Origin of the sequence: Falsiroseomonas sp., from assembly GCF_051860665.1 — a bacterium.
Classification (GTDB): domain Bacteria; phylum Pseudomonadota; class Alphaproteobacteria; order Acetobacterales; family Acetobacteraceae; genus Falsiroseomonas.
The window spans coordinates 54731-73451 of record NZ_JBHYDM010000025.1; the positions used below are offsets into that span (position 1 = coordinate 54731).

General features: G+C 73.1%; 11 protein-coding genes. 3 read left to right on the forward strand and 8 right to left on the reverse strand.

Translation table 11 applies throughout. From position 1 onward, the window contains the following. Positions 1 to 3: 3 nt before the first annotated feature. The 4 genes from ACTIF1_RS20395 to ACTIF1_RS20410 all read right to left on the reverse strand — a co-directional run bounded on the left by ACTIF1_RS20395 (position 4) and on the right by ACTIF1_RS20410 (position 5768). Entirely contained in the window at positions 4 to 1950 is a 1947-nt protein-coding gene (locus tag ACTIF1_RS20395) for a BCCT family transporter (protein WP_439598300.1), read from the reverse strand. A 130-nt stretch (positions 1951 to 2080) separates the two neighbouring features. Further along, complete coding sequence (locus ACTIF1_RS20400) at positions 2081 to 2737, reverse strand: glutathione S-transferase family protein (protein WP_439598301.1); 657 nt, start codon at positions 2735 to 2737, stop codon at positions 2081 to 2083. Between the two features lie 5 nt (positions 2738 to 2742). Further along, complete coding sequence (locus tag ACTIF1_RS20405) at positions 2743 to 3957, reverse strand: M24 family metallopeptidase (protein ID WP_439598302.1); 1215 nt, start codon at positions 3955 to 3957, stop codon at positions 2743 to 2745. Further along, on the reverse strand, positions 3954 to 5768 hold the full coding sequence (locus ACTIF1_RS20410; protein WP_439598303.1) for an ABC-F family ATP-binding cassette domain-containing protein: 1815 nt from the start codon (positions 5766 to 5768) through the stop codon (positions 3954 to 3956). The genes ACTIF1_RS20405 and ACTIF1_RS20410 overlap by 4 nt, the downstream gene beginning before the upstream one ends. A 46-nt stretch (positions 5769 to 5814) precedes the next feature. Between ACTIF1_RS20410 and ACTIF1_RS20415 the strand changes: the two genes are divergently transcribed. Next, complete coding sequence (locus ACTIF1_RS20415) at positions 5815 to 7497, forward strand: methyltransferase domain-containing protein (protein WP_439598304.1); 1683 nt, start codon at positions 5815 to 5817, stop codon at positions 7495 to 7497. A gap of 4 nt (positions 7498 to 7501) precedes the next feature. Here ACTIF1_RS20415 and ACTIF1_RS20420 read toward each other — a convergent pair whose 3' ends face one another. Both ACTIF1_RS20420 and ACTIF1_RS20425 read right to left on the reverse strand, forming a co-directional pair. Continuing rightward, positions 7502 to 11386 (reverse strand): translocation/assembly module TamB domain-containing protein, encoded by a 3885-nt coding sequence (locus tag ACTIF1_RS20420; protein ID WP_439598305.1) that lies wholly within the window; start codon positions 11384 to 11386, stop codon positions 7502 to 7504. Then, positions 11361 to 13208, reverse strand: a complete 1848-nt coding sequence (locus ACTIF1_RS20425) for an autotransporter assembly complex protein TamA (protein ID WP_439598306.1) — start codon at positions 13206 to 13208, stop codon at positions 11361 to 11363. The genes ACTIF1_RS20420 and ACTIF1_RS20425 overlap by 26 nt, the downstream gene beginning before the upstream one ends. 142 nt (positions 13209 to 13350) lie before the next feature. On the opposite strand from ACTIF1_RS20425, the gene ACTIF1_RS20430 reads away from it, so the two are divergent. Beyond that, complete coding sequence (locus tag ACTIF1_RS20430; protein ID WP_439598307.1) at positions 13351 to 14499, forward strand: amidohydrolase; 1149 nt, start codon at positions 13351 to 13353, stop codon at positions 14497 to 14499. 125 nt (positions 14500 to 14624) lie between these two features. Here the strand turns inward: ACTIF1_RS20430 and ACTIF1_RS20435 are convergent, their stop codons facing one another. Then, positions 14625 to 15590, reverse strand: a complete 966-nt coding sequence (locus ACTIF1_RS20435; RefSeq protein ID WP_439598308.1) for an alpha/beta hydrolase — start codon at positions 15588 to 15590, stop codon at positions 14625 to 14627. Positions 15591 to 15732: 142 nt separating this feature from the next. Here ACTIF1_RS20435 and ACTIF1_RS20440 point away from each other — a divergent pair, with 142 nt between their 5' ends. Further along, positions 15733 to 18315, forward strand: coding sequence for a bifunctional acetate--CoA ligase family protein/GNAT family N-acetyltransferase (locus ACTIF1_RS20440; RefSeq protein ID WP_439598309.1), 2583 nt, complete (start codon positions 15733 to 15735; stop codon positions 18313 to 18315). Positions 18316 to 18352: 37 nt separating this feature from the next. Here ACTIF1_RS20440 and ACTIF1_RS20445 read toward each other — a convergent pair. Beyond that, the coding region (locus ACTIF1_RS20445) for an ISAs1 family transposase (protein WP_439598310.1) at positions 18353 to 18721 on the reverse strand (369 nt) is incomplete at its 5' end.

Genomic DNA, 18721 nt, shown 5'->3' on the forward strand with positions numbered 1-18721 from the left:
CCCTCAGCGCCTGGCGAGGGCGCGGTCGAGCACGGCCAGGACATCACCGATGATGTCGTCCCGCGTCCAGCCGAAGACGTCATAGCCGGCGCCCGCCACCTCCGCCCGCCACCAGCGATGGCGGCTGGCCTCGGTGGGCTGCGCGCCGGCCAGGGCGAAGGCGGCCTCCTTCATCGGGCGCAGCTGCACCGCATAGGTGAAGCGCGCGCCGCCGGGCAGCTCGGCCGCGAGGCCGGCGTGGCCCTCCTCGGCCGAGAGCTCCGCCTGGCCGCCGCGCTTGCGGATCTCCTCCGCCACCGCCTCCAGCGCCGGGCGGATGGCGGCGCCGAGATGCCGTTCCGCCGTGACGCGGCTCGGCCGGTGCAAGGCCGCGCCCAGCCGCTGCTGCCAGCCATCGCCGCCCGCCGGTGCGCGGGCCGGGATGATGCCGGCACGCGCCCCTTCCTCCTCCGCCAGCGACCTAAACAGCCCCCAGGTCGCCAGCAGCATGATGGCGGTGAAGGGCAGCGCGCCGATCAGCGACGCCGTCTGCAGCGCCGAGAGCCCGCCCGCCAGCAGCAGCACCGCCGCCAGCGCGCCGATCGCCACGCACCAGAAGATGCGCTGCCAGACCGGATTCTCCTCCGACCCGCCGGAGGCGATGGTGTCCACCACCAGGGCCGCGCTGTCGGCCGAGGTGACGAAGAAGGTCACGATCAGCAGCGTCGCCACCCAGCCGGAAATCGCCGAGAGCGGCAGCGCATCGAGGAAGCGGAACAGCGCGGTGGTCACATCCTCGCCCACCGCGGCGGCCAGCCAGCCGCCCTGTGCCATGTCCATCTGGATGGCGGTGTTCCCGAAGATGGTCATCCAGGCGAAGGTGAAGCCCGCCGGCGCCACCAGCACGCCGAGCACGAATTCCTTGATGGTCCGGCCACGGCTGATGCGCGCGATGAACATGCCGACGAAGGGGGACCAGGCGATCCACCAGGCCCAGTAGAGCAGGGTCCAGCCGCCGAGCCAGCCGGAGGGTTCGTAGGCATGCAGCCGGAAGGTGCGGCCGACGATATCGGCGAGATAGGCGCCGGTGTTCTGCACATAGGCCTGCACCAGGAACAGCGTCGGCCCCGTCGCCAGCACGAAGACCATCAGCCCGAGTGCCAGGCCGAGGTTCAGGATCGACAGCCGCCGGATGCCCGCATCCAGCCCCATCACGACGGAGCCCAGCGCGATGCCGATGATCCCCACGATCAGCGCCACCTGCACCCAGGGCCCGGTCGGCATCCCCGTCAGATGCGCGAGGCCCGCATTGGCCTGCGCCGCGCCATAGCCGAGCGAGGTGGCGACGCCGAGCATGGTGCCGATGACGGCAAAGCTGTCCACCGCATGGCCCGGCCAGCCGCGGAAGCGCTCGCCGATCAGGGGGTACAGCGCGGAGCGCAGCGTCAGCGGCAGGCCGCGCCGGAAGCCGAAATAGGCGAGCACCAGCCCCACCATGGCGTAGACGGCCCAGGCATGCAGGCCCCAGTGGAAGAAGGTGGAGACCATCGCCTCCCGCGCCGCGCCAAAACTCTGCGGCGCGCCGGCGGTGCCGGGGGGCGGGGTTGCGTAGTGCATCACCGGCTCGGCCACGCCGAAGAACATCAGGCCGATGCCCATGCCGGCGCTGAACAGCATGGCGAACCAGGAGGCATTGCCGAATTCCGGCGTCTCGTCATCGGCGCCGAGGCGCACCGCGCCGTGCCGCCCGAAGGCGAGTGCCACGGCAGCGATCAGGAAGATCGCCACGGCCAGCATGTAGAACCAGCCGAAACTCTCGATCACCCAGGCCTGGGCCGCGGTAAAGGCGGTGGAGGCCCGGTCCGGCCAGAGCCCGGCGAAGATCACCAGCGCCAGCAGCACGCCGCCGGCCGAGAGGAAGACCGGCCAGCAGATGGCGGAGCGGGCGGGGGAGGGCGCCGGCTCAGCCATGCGGCGGCCGGCTTCGGAAAGGGGTGCTGCGCATGCCTGTGTTCCTGCCGTGACCGGGAGAGAACCGTCCCGGTTTCCGCGACAGGAACGCGGCGCAACTTTGCCGGTTTCCTCCGGCCGCCTGATGGGCTCAGGCGGGTTCCTTCTCCCGGTCGGCCATCATCTGCTTGTAGGCCGGCCGCGCATGGCAGGCGGCGATCCAGGCTTTGACGTGCGGGGCATCCGCAAACAGCTCCGGCGCGGGCAGGGCGTAGCGCATCACCTCGGCCACGTTGATATCGGCCACGGTGAAGCGGCCGCCGACCAGGAAGCCGGTGGCGGCCAGCGCCTTGTCCAGCACCGCGACCGGGTTGCGCAATGCGGCGACGGCGGCCTCGGCCTTGGCGGCGTCGCGTTCCGCCGGCGGCTTGCCCACGCGGTTGTAGAGGATCTCGATGCTGTGCGGCTCGACCTCGGTCGCGGCCCAGAGCGTCCACATCCCCATCAGCCCATCCTCCGCCGCATCGGCCGGACCCAGAACGCCGCCGTATCTGCGCGCAAGGTACAGGTTGATGGCGAGGCTCTCGTGCAGCACGAGATCGCCATCGACCAGCGAGGGGATATGCCCGTTCGGGTTCACCGCGAGGAATTCCGGCGAGCGCGTATGCATCGGCGCATCCGCCGCATCCGGGTCGGCCAGGCGATAGGCCTGGATCACCGGCACCTGGCGAAAATCCAGCCCCGCCTCATGCGCCAGCCAGACATTGCGCGAGGCGCGGGAGCGCAGGCAGCCGTAGATGGTCAGCATGGTTTTCAATCCTGTCCGAAGGGATCGTCGACGGATTTCGCGGGCGGCGTCAGCCACTCGGCGCCGGTCTCGGTGATGACGATGTGGTCTTCGAGCCGGATGCCGAATTCGCCGTAGATGGCGATGGTCGGCTCGATGCTGCCGGTGACGCCGGCGGCCAGCACCTCCTTGCCGCCCTTCACGAAGTACGGCCCTTCGTGCACATCCATGCCGATACCGTGCCCCGCGCGATGCGGCAGGCCCGGCGTCTTGTGGCCGGGGCCGAAGCCGGCCGCCACCACCACGCCACGCACCGCATCGTCGATCGCGCCGCCGGTGATGCCGGGCTTCGCCACCGCGATGCCGGCGGCCTGCGCCGCATGGTCCAGGTTCCAGATGTCGCGCTGGCGCTGGGTCGGCGTGCCGAAGACGTAGCTGCGGGTGATGTCGGAGACATAGCCATGCAGTGGCGCGCCGGTGTCGATCAGCACCACGTCGCCATCCCGCAGCGTCTGCGGATAGGGCACGCCATGCGGATAGGCGCTGGCCTCGCCGAAGAGCACCAGGGAGAACATGGAACCCGTGTCGAAGCCCGCCTTGCGATGCGCGGCGTCGATGAAGGCGGAGACCTCGGTGGTGGTGACACCCTCGCGCATGCAGCGCGCGGCGGCCGCCTGGATCTCCAGCGTCATGCCCATGGCCTGGCGCAGCAGCGCCACCTCATGCTCCGTCTTGCGCTGGCGCAGGAAGCCGGTGACGGCGCCGCTGGCGACAAAGTGGTGGTTCGGCAGCGCGGCGCGAAGCCCCTCGGCGACGAAGACCCGCGCCATCTCGTCCAGCGCAACCGTGCCGCCGGCCACATCGGCGGCCCGCAAAATGTCGGAGAAGAGGGCGTAGGGATCCTCATCCTCCTCCCAGCCGCGGACCTCGCCGGGCAGCAGCAGCATGGTCTTCAGCTTCTCCACCTCGAATTCCGGGCAGAGATAGGTGAGGGGGCCGCGCACCGGCAGCACGGCGCCGACCGGGCGCTCGGACTGGCCATGCTTCAGGCCGGTCATCCAGGCGAGGTTCGTGGTGCCATCCAGCCAGAGCGCGGCAATGCCGAGCTCCGCCATGCGCGCCTGGGCGCGGGCCACGCGGCGCGCATGTTCCTCCGCCCCGATCGGCGGCACCACGTCCCGCTGGTTGCGGATGGCGGCCAGTTCCGTGGCGAAATCCGATCCGCCGACGCCGATGGTCATCCCTCGATCTCCTCCCGCAGCATCTCGAGGCGCAGCCAGTCTTCCTCGGCCGCCTCGCGTTCCGCCTGCTTCTTCGCCAGAAGGTTCGACCGCGCCGTGAAGCCGGCGGGGTCGCTGGTATAGAGCGCCGGATCGGCCAGCGCCTTCTGCAGCACGCCGATCTCGCGTTCCAGCTGCGCGATGCGCGCCGGCAGGGTCTCGAGCGCGTGCTTGTCCTTGAACGACATTTTGGCACGTCCCGCCGCACGGGGCGCCTCGGCAGCGCCGCGCTCGGTGGCCACGGCGGCCGCCGCCGCACGCGCCTTGGCCTGCACGCCGCGGCCGCGCTGCGCCACCATGTCGGAATAGCCGCCGGCATAGTCCTGCCAGCGACCATCGCCCTCGCTGGCAATCACATTGGTGGCGACGCGATCGAGGAAATCGCGGTCATGGCTGACGACGATGACGGTGCCGCCGTAATCCGCCAGCAGTTCCTGCAGCAGGTCCAGCGTTTCCAGGTCGAGATCGTTGGTCGGCTCGTCCAGCACCAGAAGGTTCGACGGCGTGGCCATGGCGCGCGCCAGCATCAGCCGTCCCCGCTCGCCGCCCGAAAGCGCGGAGACCGGCGTCCGCGCCTGCTCGGGCAGGAACAAGAAGTCCTTCATATAGCCGATGACGTGCTTCACCTCGCCGCCGATCCGCACCTGGTCGCCGGACCCGCCGGTCAGCGCATCCTGCAGCGTGGTTCCGGGGTCCAGGCTGTCCCGGTTCTGGTCCAGCGTCACCATCTGCAGGCTGGCGCCCAGCCGCACCTGGCCCGCATCGGGGGCCAGCTTGCCGATCAGCAGGTTCAGCAGCGTGGTCTTGCCGGCGCCATTGGGTCCCACGATGCCCACGCGGTCCCCGCGCATCACACGCGTGGAGAAGTCCCGCACCACGGGGGGCGTCTCGCCATAGGCCTTGGTCACGCCTTCCAGCGCCGCCACCAGGCTGCCGGAGGCATCGCCCTCGCTCGCCGCCATGCGCACGGTGCCGGGCGCCGCCGCGCGTTCGCGATGCCGCTTGCGCAGATCCTGCAGGCCGGCGAGGCGCTTCACATTCCGCTTGCGCCGCGCCGTCACGCCATAGCGCAGCCAGTGCTCCTCCCGAACGATTTTTCGCGCGAGCTTATGCGCCTGCGTCTCTTCCTCTTCGAGAACCTGGTCCCGCCAGGATTCGAACTGGGCAAAACCCTGGTCGAGGCGGCGGGTGGTGCCGCGGTCGAGCCAGACCATGGATTTCGACAGCCGCTCCAGGAAGCGCCGGTCGTGGCTGATCAGCACCAGCGCGCTGCGCAGCGGGCCGAGTTCCTGTTCCAGCCATTCGATGGCGGGCAGGTCCAGGTGGTTGGTCGGCTCGTCCAGCAGAAGAATATCCGGCTCCGGCGCCAGCACGCGGGCCAGCGCCGCGCGCCGCGCCTCGCCGCCCGAGAGATTGTCGGGGTGCTCCTCCCCGGTCAGGCCCAGGCCCTCCAGCAGCACCCGCGCGCGATGCGGGTCGTCCCCCGGGCCGAGGCCGGCGGCGACATAGGCGGCGGTGGTGGCGAAACCCGCCAGGTCCGGCTCCTGCGGCAGGTAGCGGATGGTGGCACCCGGCTGGACGAAGACGCTGCCCGCATCCGAATCGATGATCCCCGCCGCGATTTTCAGCAGGGTGGACTTGCCCGAGCCGTTGCGCCCGACCAGCGCCAGCCGATCGCCTGCCGAGACGGCGATCTCCGCCCCGTCCAGCAGCTGGGTGGAGCCGAGGCGCAGGCGGATGTCGCGCAGATGCAGCAGGGGGGGAAGGGCCATGCGGGGGGATTGCGTGCCCCGGCGCGGCACGTCAAGCATCGCGGCCGTGACCCAGCGCTCCTATGGCTCCTCCGCCAATCTCGACCTGCTCGTGCGCATCCCGCGCGATGCGCGGCGCGTGCTCGATATCGGCTGCGGCGCCGGGGCGCTGGGCCAGGCCTTCCGCCGCCACAACCCGGCCGCGCGGCTGGAGGCGGTGGAGCCGGACCCGGCGCTCGCGGAGCGCGCGGCGCAGCATTATGACGTGGTGCATCGCCTCGACATCGAAACCGAGTCCCCGCCCATTCCGCCCGGCAGCCTGGATGCGCTGATCTATGGCGATGTGCTGGAGCATCTGCGCGACCCCTGGGCGGTGCTGAAGCGCGATGCGGCGCTGCTGGCGCCGGATGGGGTGCTGCTGGCCTGCGTGCCGAATGTGGAATTCTGGGGTTTCGCGGGCCGGCTGCTGGCCGGGCAGTGGCGCTACGAGGCCGAAGGGCTGTACGACCGGACCCATCTGCGCTGGTTCACGCGGGAGACGATGCGGGAGACGCTGGAACAGGCCGGTCTGGTGCCGCTGGATGTGCTGCCGCGCATCTTCGAGCCGGAGCGGGCGGAGGCCTTCGCCACCGCCATCGCGCCGGCGCTGCAGGCCTTGGGTGTGACGCGTCAGGACTTCCTGCGCCGCGCCGCGCCGCTGCAATATGTCTGGCGCGCCACCCGCCGCCGCCCGGCACCGCTGGTGCTGGTGGCGCGCACGCTGCGCCCGGTGGGCGGCGTCAACGACGTGCGCATCCACCAGCCGCTGAACGCCCTGTGCAGCCGCCCGGGCATCAGGGCCGTGGCCGGCCCGAATGCCGAGTTGCCAGGCGATGATGGCGCCGCGCCGCGCGTGCTGATCCTGCAGCGCCGCCTGCTGGATCGGCCCGAAAGCATCCCCTATCTGCGCGCCTTGCGGGCCACCGGCGCCGTGCTGGTGCAGGAATTCGACGACGATCCGGCGCATTGGCCCTCCATCGCCGGCAACAACCACCTGGCCTTCCGCGGCGTCCATGCGGTGCAGACCTCCACGCCGGCGCTGCGCGACCTGCTGGCCGAGTTCAACGACGAGATCGCGGTCTTCCCCAATGCGCTGGAGGAATTGCCGGAGCCGCGCAACTTCCGCGACCTGTCGCGGCTGACGCTGTTCTTCGGCGCCCTGAACCGGGAGGCCGATATCGCCCCCTTCCTGCCCGTGCTGAACCAGGTGCTGGCGGAGGCCGGAGGCCGGCTGGCGGTGGAGGTGGTGCATGACCGCCGGAGCTTCGAGGCGCTGGAGACGCCCCACAAGCGCTTCACCCCGACCGCCGACTACGCCACCTATCGTGGCCTGATGGCCGCCTGCGAGCTGGCCTTCCTGCCGCTGGCCGAGACCCGCTTCAACCGGATGAAGTCGGACCTGAAGGCGGTGGAGGCGGGGGGCCTGCGGCTCTGCAGCCTGGCCAGCCCCACCGTCTATGCCGCCAGCCTCCGCCATGGCGAGACCGGGCTGATCGTGCCGGATGCCGAAAGCCTGGGGCGGGAGCTGCGCGCCCTTCTGGCCGAACCCGCCCGCGCGCTGGCCATGGCGGAAGCCGCCCGCGCCTGGGTGCGGGACGAACGGCTGCTGGCGGGCCAGGTGGCCCCCAGGCTCGACTGGTATCGCAGCCTCTGGGCCCGGCGGGCGGAGCTGGATGCGGCGCTGCTGAAGCGGGTGCCGGCGCTGGCCTGACCGCTCAGCGCCCCCACTGCCATTCCATGCTGAGGCCGACGCGCTCGCCCGCCTCGCGGTCGCCGGTCTCGGCCTCCAGCTTGATGCGCGGCGTCAGGTCGACCCGCACCCCGACGCGGGAGGAGCCGCTCTCCGTGCCCTGCCGCACGCCGACGAAGACGCCATCCGCCACATAGCGGCCGGCCTCCAGCGTCGGCCCCGCGCGCTCATCCGCCTCCGTGCTCCGCGCCGCCGTCTCGCCGCCACCGCCGACCGCGAGGCGATCCAGCCCCAGCGTCTGCCGCACCCGGTCCAGCACGCCGGAGGCGCCGCCGCCCACCAGGCCGGTGGCCCCCGCGACAGCCTGGGCGATCTGCGCGATCTCGAAGGGCGAGAGCGCGCTCAGCGGCCGGTCGAAGAGCAGCCGCGCCAGCACCTCGTCCTGCGGCAGCTCCGGCGTGGAGGAGAAGGCGATGACCGGCTGGCTCGGCGGGCCGGTGACGGTGGCGCGCACGGTCACGCCGCCGGTCTGGCTGGTCGCCTCGAAATCAAGGTCCGGGATCAGCCCGCCGGAGAAATCCAGCCGGCCGCGGCTGAAGGTCAGGCGGCGCGCCAGGATCTGGAATTCGCCGCGCACCAGGGATAGCGCGCCGGAAATCTCGGGATTGCTGATCGTGCCGCCGATGCCGAGCTGCCCGCCCAGCTCCGCATCCAGCCCGCGCCCGCGCACGAAGACGCCGCGCGGCGCCTCCAGGCGCAGGTCGAGCGCGATCGGCAGGCCAGGCCCGCCCGCCGCCGCATTGGGCGTGCTGCGCGGGCCATTCGCGGTGGGCCGAGGCGGTGGCGTGCTGCGGCCGGGAATCTGCCCCACCTCCGTCACCGGGCCGAGGTCGCGCACGGAGCTCGGCAGCCGGTCCGGCACGCGGATATCGGCGCGGCGCAGGCGCAGCGGGCCGCTCAGCCGGGCGCCATTGGTCAGAGGGCCGACCAGCGACAGCTCCGCATCCAGCGTCGCGGTGATGAGGTCGGAGGAGACGGGCTGCGCCTGGATGGCGCGCAGCGTGAGGTCCACCGGCAGGCCGGCGCTCAGCGGATCCAGCGTGCCGGCCAGCGCGATGCGCCCCTGTCCGGCGGTGCGGCCCGTGAGGTCGAGGCGAAGCCGCGACCCCTCGGCCGCGATGGTGCCTGCCAGCTGGGTCAGCGCGATGCCCAGCTCGGCATTGCGGTAGGACACGCCGGCCAGTTGCGCCTGGCCGCCCAGCACCGGGGCCGCGACCGTGCCGCCGGCGCGCAGCGCGAGCGTCAGCCGGCCGGCCACCCGGTCGGCGCCGGCGGCCAGCAGCGGCGCGGTCAGCGCGCCGAGATCGGCCTGGCCGTCCAGCGTGCCCTCCAGCGGCCCTTCCGGCCCGCGCGGCAGATTGGCCGTGGCGGTCAGGCGGGTGGCATTGCCGGCATTGGCGGTGGCGCGGCCGGAAATGGCGCCATCGCCGCCGCGGCGCCCTTCGGCCTGGATCTCCACCGCCGGCAGGCCGCGCGCCCAGGCGGCGCCGGAGCGCAGGTTGCTGATGCGGAGATTGCCCGCGATCTCCGGCGCCGTGCCAGGCCCGGTGATGCGTGCCTCCGCGGCCACGCGCCCGGTCGGCGTCACGCCCGGCAGCAGCGGGGCCAGCGTCGCCAGGTCCGGGATGGCGAGCGTGGCGCGCAGATCGGCGCGGGCATCGGACCAGCTGCCGGTCAGGTTCAGCGTGCCGCCGCGGCCGCTGGTCAGCGCCAGCGCCGCCACGTCGATCCCGCCATCCGGCCGCAGCACCACCCGCGCCGGCGCCGCCAGCCGCACGGACTCGCCCGGCGCGCTGGCACGGAAGGCGGCGAGGTCGATCTGCCGGGCGCCCTCCGCCTGCTCCGTCATCCGGCCACGCACCTCCAGCTCCGCCGTCGCCACCTGGGTGGAGAGGGTGAAGCCGAGGGCCTGCAGCGTGCCTTCCACCGTGGCGGCCAGGCGGCGCATCTCGGTGCCGGCGACCACCAGGCGCGGCGCCTCCAGCCGCAGATCCGCCTGCTGCCGGCCCTCACGCGCCGCAAGCGTGGCGTTCAGGCGCAGGCTGCCCGCCAGGGGCTGGCCGATCAGCGGGGAGAGCGGGGCGAGGTCCGGCACGGCCAGCCGCGCGGTGCCGGCGAAGATGGTGGTGGCGAGGTCCAGCGCGCCTTCCGCCACCAGCTCGGCCGGGCCGAGCCGGGCCGTCGCGGCCTGCAACCGCAAGCGGCCATCGCCCTCGGGGCCACCGCGCAGGTCGAGCGCCAGGGGCTGGCCCTGGAAGCGGCCGCTGGCCTGGGCATTGACGGCGGGGGCGCTGGCCGGATTGGCGATGCGGGCATTCAGCGACAGCGCCTCCAGCACCTGGCCGGCCACTTCCAGCCTTTCGGAGGCCGCCTCCACCGTCAGCGTCGGATCCGCCATCGGCCCCGTCGCCGTGCCGGACAGGCGCAGCGCGCCGGAGACGCCGGGCGCCGCGCCCTCCACCGCCGCGACATCGGCGGCGAAGCGCAGGTCCAGCACCTGGCCGACCAGCCCGCTCGCCTCCGCCCGGACGCCGGCCCCCTGGACGGTCAGCCGCGCGATCCGGTCCGGCGCGGTGGCGCGCAGCGCGATCTGCGGCGTCGCGCCGAGCAGGGCGGTGACCGGCGGCTGGTTCGAGGCGAAGCCGCGCGCGGCGAGGGTGGCGTCCACCGTCGGCGTGGCCAGCGGACCCTCCACCGTGCCGCGCAGATCCAGCCCTTCCCAGGCCACCAGGCCCGGCGGCAGCAGCGAGGCGAAGGTTTCGGAACCCGCGAGGGCCGCATCCACGCGAAGCTGCGCGCTGGCGAAGTCGCCGGCGAGGGTGCCCTCGGCGGCGATCCGCCCGGCGGTCCCTTCCACCCGGGCAGTGCGCAGCGCGATCACCCCATCGGGCCCGCGCGCCGCGTCCAGCACCAGGTTCAGCGGCCCGGCCAGCGCCGCCAGCGGCCCTTCCAGGAAGGCCGAGGCATCGGCGGTGCCGCGCAGCTCGGCGCCGAGATGGTCCATGTCCGGCGCCCGGACGGTGCCGGCGACATCCAGTGAAAGGCCCGGCCCGGCCCGCGCCACCAGGGTCAGCGCCGCGGCCTCGGCCGGGCCATCCAGCGTCAGGTCAAGCGCCAGCGGCCGCTCCGGCTGGCCGATCAGCCCCGGCACCAGGCCGCCCGCCACGTCGCACAGGCGGATGCTGGCGGAGAGCCGCCCGGTGGCGGGGCGCAGCGCGGCCTGCACGGCCAGGGTGGTCGCTCCCTCCGGCGCGGAGATATCGAGGGTGGTCTCCAGCCCCTCGGCATCGAGCTGCGCCATGCCCTCCGCCCGCAGCAGCGCGGCCACGCCGGCCACCGGCGCGGCCAGCTCGATCCGTGCCACGGCGAGGCGGTCCAGCTGCAGCCCGACCGGCAGCTGCGGCAATTGCGGGATCAGCGGGCCGGCCGGCGCATCCGGATCCTCGGGCGCGCCGGGCGGCAGGCGGTGCAGGGCCAGGCGATCGGCCTGCAGCAGGGTGATGTGCGCCTGCCGGCGCAGCAGCGCCATCGGGTCCCAGTCCAGCTCGGCATTGTCGATCTCAAGCCAGATGCCCTGGTCATCCGCGAGCGCGATGCGGCGGATGGCGAGGCGGCCGGGCAGGGGGCCTTGCAGCCCCTCCAGCGTCAGCCCGGGGACGAAGGATTCCGCGAGCCCGGCCAGCCGCGCGCGACCGCCCTCGGTATTCGCATAGAGCAACGCGCCGCCGACCAGCAGGACCGGCAGCAGCAGAAGCACCAGCACCAGGCCCAGCACCCAGCCGAGCCAGCGGCGCCGGCGGCGGGGCGAGGGGCTGGGCTGCGCCTCAGAAGGCCTGGCCGAGTCCGACATACAACCCATACCCGTCATCGCCACTCTGCTTGTTCAGCGGAATGGCCAGATCCAGACGCAACGGCCCGATCGCCGTCGCGTAGCGCACGCCAAGGCCGGCACCGAGGCGCACCTCCTCGAAACTCGGCGTCTCCTGCTGGCCGACCGAGCCGGCATCGAGGAAGGCCACCATGCCGAAGGCGCCGGAAAGGCGCTGGCGCAGCTCCACCGAACCCTCCACCAGGCTCGACCCGCCATTCGGCCGGTTCCGCGAATCGCGCGGCCCGATGCTCTGATAGGCATAGCCGCGCACCGATCCGCCGCCGCCCGCATAGAAGCGCTTGTCCAGCGGCACCGCGCGATCCGCGCCCACCAGGCTGCCCAGCGTGCCGCGCAGCGCGAACACGCTGCCGCCCGATCCGGTCAGGTCGAAATAGCTGCGCAGCGTGCCGATCGCCCGCACGAAGCCGCCGCCCTCCGCGATATCGGCATAGGGCACCACGCTGATGGTGCCGCGCAGGCCACGGCGCGGGTCGAGCGGATCGTTCGTGCCGTCGTAGCGCGCGCCCATCACCAGGCCGGCCAGGGTGAAGGGCTCCAGATTGCCGTCGCGGCCGATCCGCCCGGTCTCGAAGGTGGGGCCGGACTGCAGCACCCAGCGATTGCCGAAGGGGCGTTCCAGCAGGGCGGAGGCGGTGACCGCGTCGCGGTCATAGGCATCCAGCCTTTCCCGCAGCATCGCCGCATCCAGCACCAGGGAGGTGCGGCCGTCGAAGAGGCCCGGCCGGCGCAGATTGGCGCCGATGCGGTAGTTGTTGTCCTCCGTCTCCCCGCCGAGGCGGGAGGCACTCGCCTCCAGCCGCAGCAGCTCCGCATTGCCGAACAGGTTGCGGCGTTCGTAGTAGACGGTGGCGGAGGGGCCGAAATTGGTCTCATAGGCCAGGGTCGCGCCGGCGGCATTGCGCGGCCGGTCGCTGACCGTGAAGGTCACCGGCAGGCGCCCGGCCTCGTCCAGCCGATCCCCCGCGCGGGCACGGACGGAGTCGAAGGCGCCGAGCGCCAGAAGCTGCCGGCGCGTCGCCTCCTGCGTCGCGGGGGCATAGGGCTCGCCGGCCAGGCGGTTGGTGATGCGCGCCAGCAGGCGGGGGTTCACCGCCGTCTCGCCGGCGATCTGCGGCGGTGCGAAGCGGGCCTGCGGCCCCGGGGCCAGGAGCCAGGTGACATCCATCGCCTGGGCCTCGTGATTGACCAGCACCTCCCGATCCACCACGGCGGCCAGCGGATAGCCGGCCATGCGCAGCCGATCGAGCAGCCCGGCCTCGGCATCGAGCACCGGGCCCGAGCGGGCCGGATCGCCGGGTGCCAGCCCCTCCGGCACGCCGAGCGCGGCCACGGCCGCCGCAGCCGCGGGCCCGTCCGGACGCAGCGTGATGCGGCGCAGGCTGTAGCGTGGGCCGGGGGTGACGCGGACCTCCACCGGGATCGGCCCGGCCGGCGGCGCGGCCACCAGGCGCTGGGCCAGGCCTGGGGCATCGGCCGGGGTGCCGGCGATCCGCACCTCGATCCGGCCGGCCCAATAGCCCTCCGCCCGCAGCACGGCATCGAGCAGCGGCGGCTCCCCCAGCGCGCGGGCGACCAGGCCATAGGCATCGACGGGGGCTTCCTCCGCGAGGCGGATGAGGCGGGAGGCATCGGTGAGCGGGCCGTCCAGCGCCTCCACCCCCGTCGGCACCACCGTCGCGGCATAGGGCAGGGTGGCGGCCTCGGTGGGCGCGCCGGCCTCGGCCGGCAGGGCCGGCGCCGCGGGCTGGGCAGCCAGCGGCGCGGCCGCCAGCAGAAGCACGGGGAGGAGGGTTTGGATGCGCAGAAGCTGTCTCACCTGCTGGGGAAGCGCGGCCGGCGCCTCCGGGTTGCATCGGGCCTGCGGGTCACGCTGCCTGATGGTCGGGGTGGAGGCGGCGGGCCGAAGCGGCTACCCTTACAGGATGGACACCGCATTCGCCGAGACTCTGACGGCCTGGCGCCGCCATCTGCATGCCCATCCGGGCCTCACCCTGCATGAGGAGGCCACCGCCGCCTTCGTCGTGGCGCGGCTGCGGGAGATGGGGGTCACCGAGATCACCGAGGGTTTTGGCGGGCATGGCGTGGTGGCGACGCTGCGGCGGGGGGGCGGCAATCGCAGTGTTGGCCTGCGCGGCGACATGGATGCGCTGCCGATCCAGGAGGTGAACGAGGCGCTGCCGCATCGCAGCACCGTCCCCGGCGTGATGCATGCCTGCGGCCATGACGGGCATACCACCGCCCTGCTGGGCGCGGCGAAGATGCTGCTGGAGGATCAGGCCTGGACCGGCACGGTGCATCTGGTCTTCCAGCCGGCGGAGGAAGGCGGCGGCGGCGCGCGGAGCATGATCGCGGATGGGCTGTTCCAGCGCTTCCCGATGGACCGCATCTTCGGCTGGCACAACTGGCCGGGCCTTCCGGCTGGCACGGTCGCGGTGCATGACAAGGCCGTGATGGCCGCCGGCGCGCGCTTCGACATCACGTTCGACGGCCATGCCGCCCATGCCGCGCTGCCGCATCTCTCCCGCGACCCCATGGTGGCGGCCGGCCATTGCATCGTCGCCCTGCAGAGCATCGTCGGCCGCAACCTGGACCCGCTGGCGGGCGGCGTGGTCAGCGTGACCATGGTGCAGGGCGGGGAGGCGCAGAACCAGATCCCGGCCCAGGTGGTGCTGAAGGGCACCGCCCGATGGCTGGCGGATTCCGCCGGCGCGGCAATCAAGGAAGGCCTGCACCGGGTGGCGGAGGGCATCGCCGCCACCTGCGCCGTGCAGGCCACCGTGGGCTGGCGGCAGGGGGTGGAGGTGACCGCCAATAGCCCGGCCGAGCGCGACCTGGCCGCCGCGGCCGCCGCGGAGGTGGCGCCGGTGCGGCGCGACCTGCCGGCGGCCATGACCGGGGAGGATTTCTCCTGGTTCCTGAAGGAGGTGCCCGGCGCCTTCGTCTGGATCGGCAATGGCCCGGCCGAGGGCGGGCGCGAGCTGCACAACCCGCATTACGACTTCAACGACGCGGTCCTGCCGGTTGCCAGCGGCTTCCTGGCCGGCGTCGCCAAGCGCGCCCTGGGCGGCTAGCAACTCTCCCTCTCCCCCGAAGGGGGGGAGGGCCGGGGTGGGGGGACGTTGGCGGCGCGAGCCTCGGTCACTCGGGTACGCCCGCCACCCAACCCTCCCCCGTAAACGGGGGAGGGCTATTCGCCTCACCCAGCGACCCGCTTCAGCCACTCCGCCCCCTCCGCCGCCGCCCGCCGCGCGGCCGCGACGTGGTTCAGCGCGCGCAGGAAGCCATGCGCCGTGCCTGGGAAGACCGCCTGCTGCACCGAAACCCCCGCCGCGCGCAGCGCATCCCCCATGGCGAAATTCTCCGAGGCCAGCACATCCAGCTCCGCCACCTGCAGCAGGCAGGGCGGCAGGCCGCGCAGGTCGGCGCGGAGCGGTGCGGCCAGCGGGTTCAGACGGTCCGCCTGCCGCGGCGCGTAGCAGTCCCAGTAGAAGCGCATCTTCTCCCGCGTCAGGAAATAGCCATCGGCGAATTCCTCATAGGACGGCGTGGCAAGGTCGGCGTCGAAGACCCCGTAATTCAACAATAATCCGCGCAGCTTCAGCCCCGGATCGGTCTGCCGCAGCAGCAGCGCCACGCCCATGGCCAGGTTCGCCCCGGCGCTGTCGCCGCCCAGCACGATGCGGTCGGGATCCAGCCCCCATTCCGCGCCCTGCGCCGCCACCCAGCGCAGCACCGCGGCGCATTCCTCCAGCGCCTGGGGAAAGGGCGCCTCCGGGCTCAGCGCGTAATCCGGGCCGAGCACGGCGCAGCCGGCGCCGGCGGCGTATTCCCGCATCAGCCGGTCATGCGTATCGATGCTGTTCCAGACCCAGCCGCCGCCATGCAGATAGACCAGCACCGGCAGCGTGCCGGAGGAGGGCTGGTGCAGCCGGCACTGGATGCGCCGCCCGCGCACCTGCAGCCAGCGGTCGCTGCTCTCCGCCATCACCGGCCCGCCTTCCGTCAGCGGGATGTTCAGCGCCTCCGTCTGCGCCCGTGCCGCATCTAGCGGCAGGGTCAGGGTGATGGGCGGTCCCTTCGCCGCCTTCGCCTCCATCATCGCATTGAAGGCGCGCATTTCCGGGTCCCAGCGGGGGTCCGTTCGGGCATCGGCGGTGGACATTGTGGCTCCCTTCATCGGTTTCGCGGTATCGGAAGGGGGAAAGCGGCCCCCGGCAACCCCCATCCGGTTGCGGAAGCCGCCGGCACAGCGCATGTTGCACTGCACAATGAGCCTCTCCTCCAGCCTGGCCCGACATTCTGCGGTGCGTTTCCGAGAGCAGGCGCTGTATCGCCCCCGGCATGTGGTGCTGGTGGCGGATCCGGCGCTGCCGGCCTCGGCGACCCTGGCGCAGAACCTGCAGGCGGGCGGCTTCACCGGTTCGATCGCCCATGTCGAGGATCCCGCGGGCATCGCCGGCCTGGCCCAGGTGCCCGACCTCGCCGTGCTGTCGCTGCCGCCCGAGCAGCTGGAGCCGGCCATGGCCGCGCTGTCGGCGCGCGGCTGCCACGCGGCGGTGGTGCCGGGCCCGGCGGCGGACCTGGCCGGCATGGCGCGGCGCACCGGCGTGCGGGCGCTGGGGCAGGGCAGTTTCGGCATCTGCGTCCCGGGCATCGGGCTGAATGCCTCGCTCTCCCACCTCGCCCCCCGCCGCGGCCGGCTCGCGCTGGTCGGCCAGTCCTCGGCACTGTCGCGCGCCGTGCTGGACTGGGCGGAGGCGGAGGCGGTGGGCTTCAGCCATGTCATCGGCATCGGCGAGAATGACGACCTGGGCTTCGCCCATGCGCTGGACTGGCTCTCCCGCGATCCGGGCACGGGCGCCATCCTGCTGGAAATCCGCCGCATCAAGAACCGGCGCATGTTCATCTCCGCCGCCCGCGCCGCGGCGCGGATGCGCCCGGTGGTGGCGATCCGCGCCGGCGGGCGGCTGGCCGATCCCTCCGGTACCGCCGATGCGGTGATGGATGCGGCGCTGCGCCGCGCCGGCGTGCTGCGCGTGGCGGGGCTGGATGACCTGCTCTCGGCGGCGGAGACGCTGGCGCGGGTGAAGCTGGTGCCCGGCGCGGCCGCGCCCTGCGGCGGCATCGCCCTGGTCACCAATGCCACCGGCCTCGGCCTGCTGGCCGCCGATGCCGTGCTGGCCGGCGGCGCCCGCCTGGCGGAACTGCCACAGGAGGCCCGGCAGGCGCTGGCGATCGGGCTGCGGCCGGGCTGGCAGGGCAGCAATCCGCTCGTGCTCGGCCCCGGCTCCGCCACCGGCCTGGGCGAGGCCGCGGCGATGCTGGCCGGGCTGCGCCAGGTGGATGCGGTGGTGGCGCTGCATGCGCCGGTGGCTGGCGAGGACACGGCCACCATGGCCGCCGCGCTCTCCGCCGCCGCCAAGGCGACGCGCGCCGCGCCGATCCTGGTCTGCTGGGCCGGCCAGGCGACGGCCGGCGCCCAGCGCGCCGCGCTGGCCGCCGCGGGGCTGGCCGTGTTTCCGACGCCGGAAGCCACCGTGCGCGGCGCGCTGCACCTGCTGCATGACCGGCAGAACCGCGCGGCGGCGGCGGAGCTGCCGGGCCGCCAGGTTCTGGCGCTGCAGCCGGACCGCGCGGCGGTCGCCGCCATCCTGGCCCAGACCCGCGCCGAGGGGCGGCTTTCGCTGACCGAGGATGCGGCGCTGGCGGTGCTGGCCGCCTATGGCCTGCCGGTGGTGCCGGGCCGGGTCGCCGCCGATGCGGCCGCGGCCGCATCGGCGGCGGTGGAGCTCGGCTTTCCCGTGGTGCTGAAGCTGCGCAGCCCGGATGTCGCCCGCAAGACGGAGATCGGCGGCGTGGCGCTCGGCCTGCGCAGCCCGCTCGCGGTGCGGGAGGCGGCGGAGGCCATGGCGGAGCGCGCGGCACGGGACCGCCCGGCGGCGCGGCTCGACGGCTTCCTGGTGCAGCGGCAGGCGAGCCATGTGCAGGAGCTGCGCATGCGCCTCGGCGACGATGCCATGTTCGGCCCCTTCCTCGGCTTCGGCCTGGGCGGCACCGCGGCGGACCTGCTGGGCGACGAGGGTTTCGACCTGCCGCCGTTGAACCATGCCCTGGCCTGCGGGCTGATCGGTCGCACCCGGGCCGGGCCGCTGCTGGCCGGCTACCGCGACCATCCGCCGGTGCATCTGGATGCGGTGGCCGGCGCGCTGATGCGGCTTTCCCAGATCGCCGTGGATTTTCCGGAGATCGCCTCGCTGGGCGTGAACCCGCTGTTTGCCGATGGCGCCGGCGTGATGGCGGCCGATGCCTCCTGCCTGCTGCGCCCGGCCGGGCAGAGCGCGCTGCTGGCGGTGCCACCCTATCCGGAGGAATGGGCGGCGCCCTGGACCGCGCGCTCCGGCGAGGTGCTCTGGGTGCGCCCGGTGCGGCCGGAGGATGCCGAGGCGCATGCCGAGATGTTCCGACGCCTGACGCCGGAGGATGTGCGCTGGCGTTTCTTCAGCCAGTTGCGGGAACTGCCGGCTGTGCAGATCGCCCGGCTGACGCAGATCGACTACGAGCGGGAGATGGCCTTCGTCGCCATGCGGCGCCGTCCGGACGGGGCGGAGGATATGATGGGCGTCTCCCGCCTGATCCGGGAGGCGGATGGCGTGACGGGGGAATTCGCCGTGGTGGTGGACCGCGCCATGAAGGGGCAGGGGCTTGGGCGCCACATGATGCAGCGCCTGTTCGACTGGGCCGCCGCGAACGGCGTGCGGGAGGTGGTGGGCCAGGTGCTGGCCGACAACGCGCCCATGCTGGCCTTCATCCGGGCGCTGGGTTTCGCGACGCGGCGCAGCCCGGAGGATGAGGATGTGGTGGAGGCACGGCGGAGCGTTTCCGGGTAGCGACCCCCCACCCCGGCCCTCCCCCTTCAGGGTAGGGCTATCGCATTTGTCGTATGAGGCTGAGCAGGAAGGCGTCGTGCCATCCTGCTCGTTTGATTTTGGCCCGGACGGAGCCGCGGGACGGGTCGGCGTTGAGGAGGTTGAGGGCGAGGCGGCGAAGCAGGGCGAGGTTTTCGGCGGCATGGCCTTGGCGGCTGCGGGCGCTGTCCTCGTGGAGCACGACGTCGAGGCTCCAGTGCAGGCTGTTCTCGATGCTCCAGTGGCTGCGGACGGTGGCCAGGGCCTCGGCAGGCGGCATGATCCGGGAGAGGGCGTAGTAGCGGCGTTGCTCGGTCTGCCGGTCGGCGCAGCGACGCGTGGCATCGACCCGCAGGACGGCGCGGAGACCTTCGAAGCGGTGGCGATC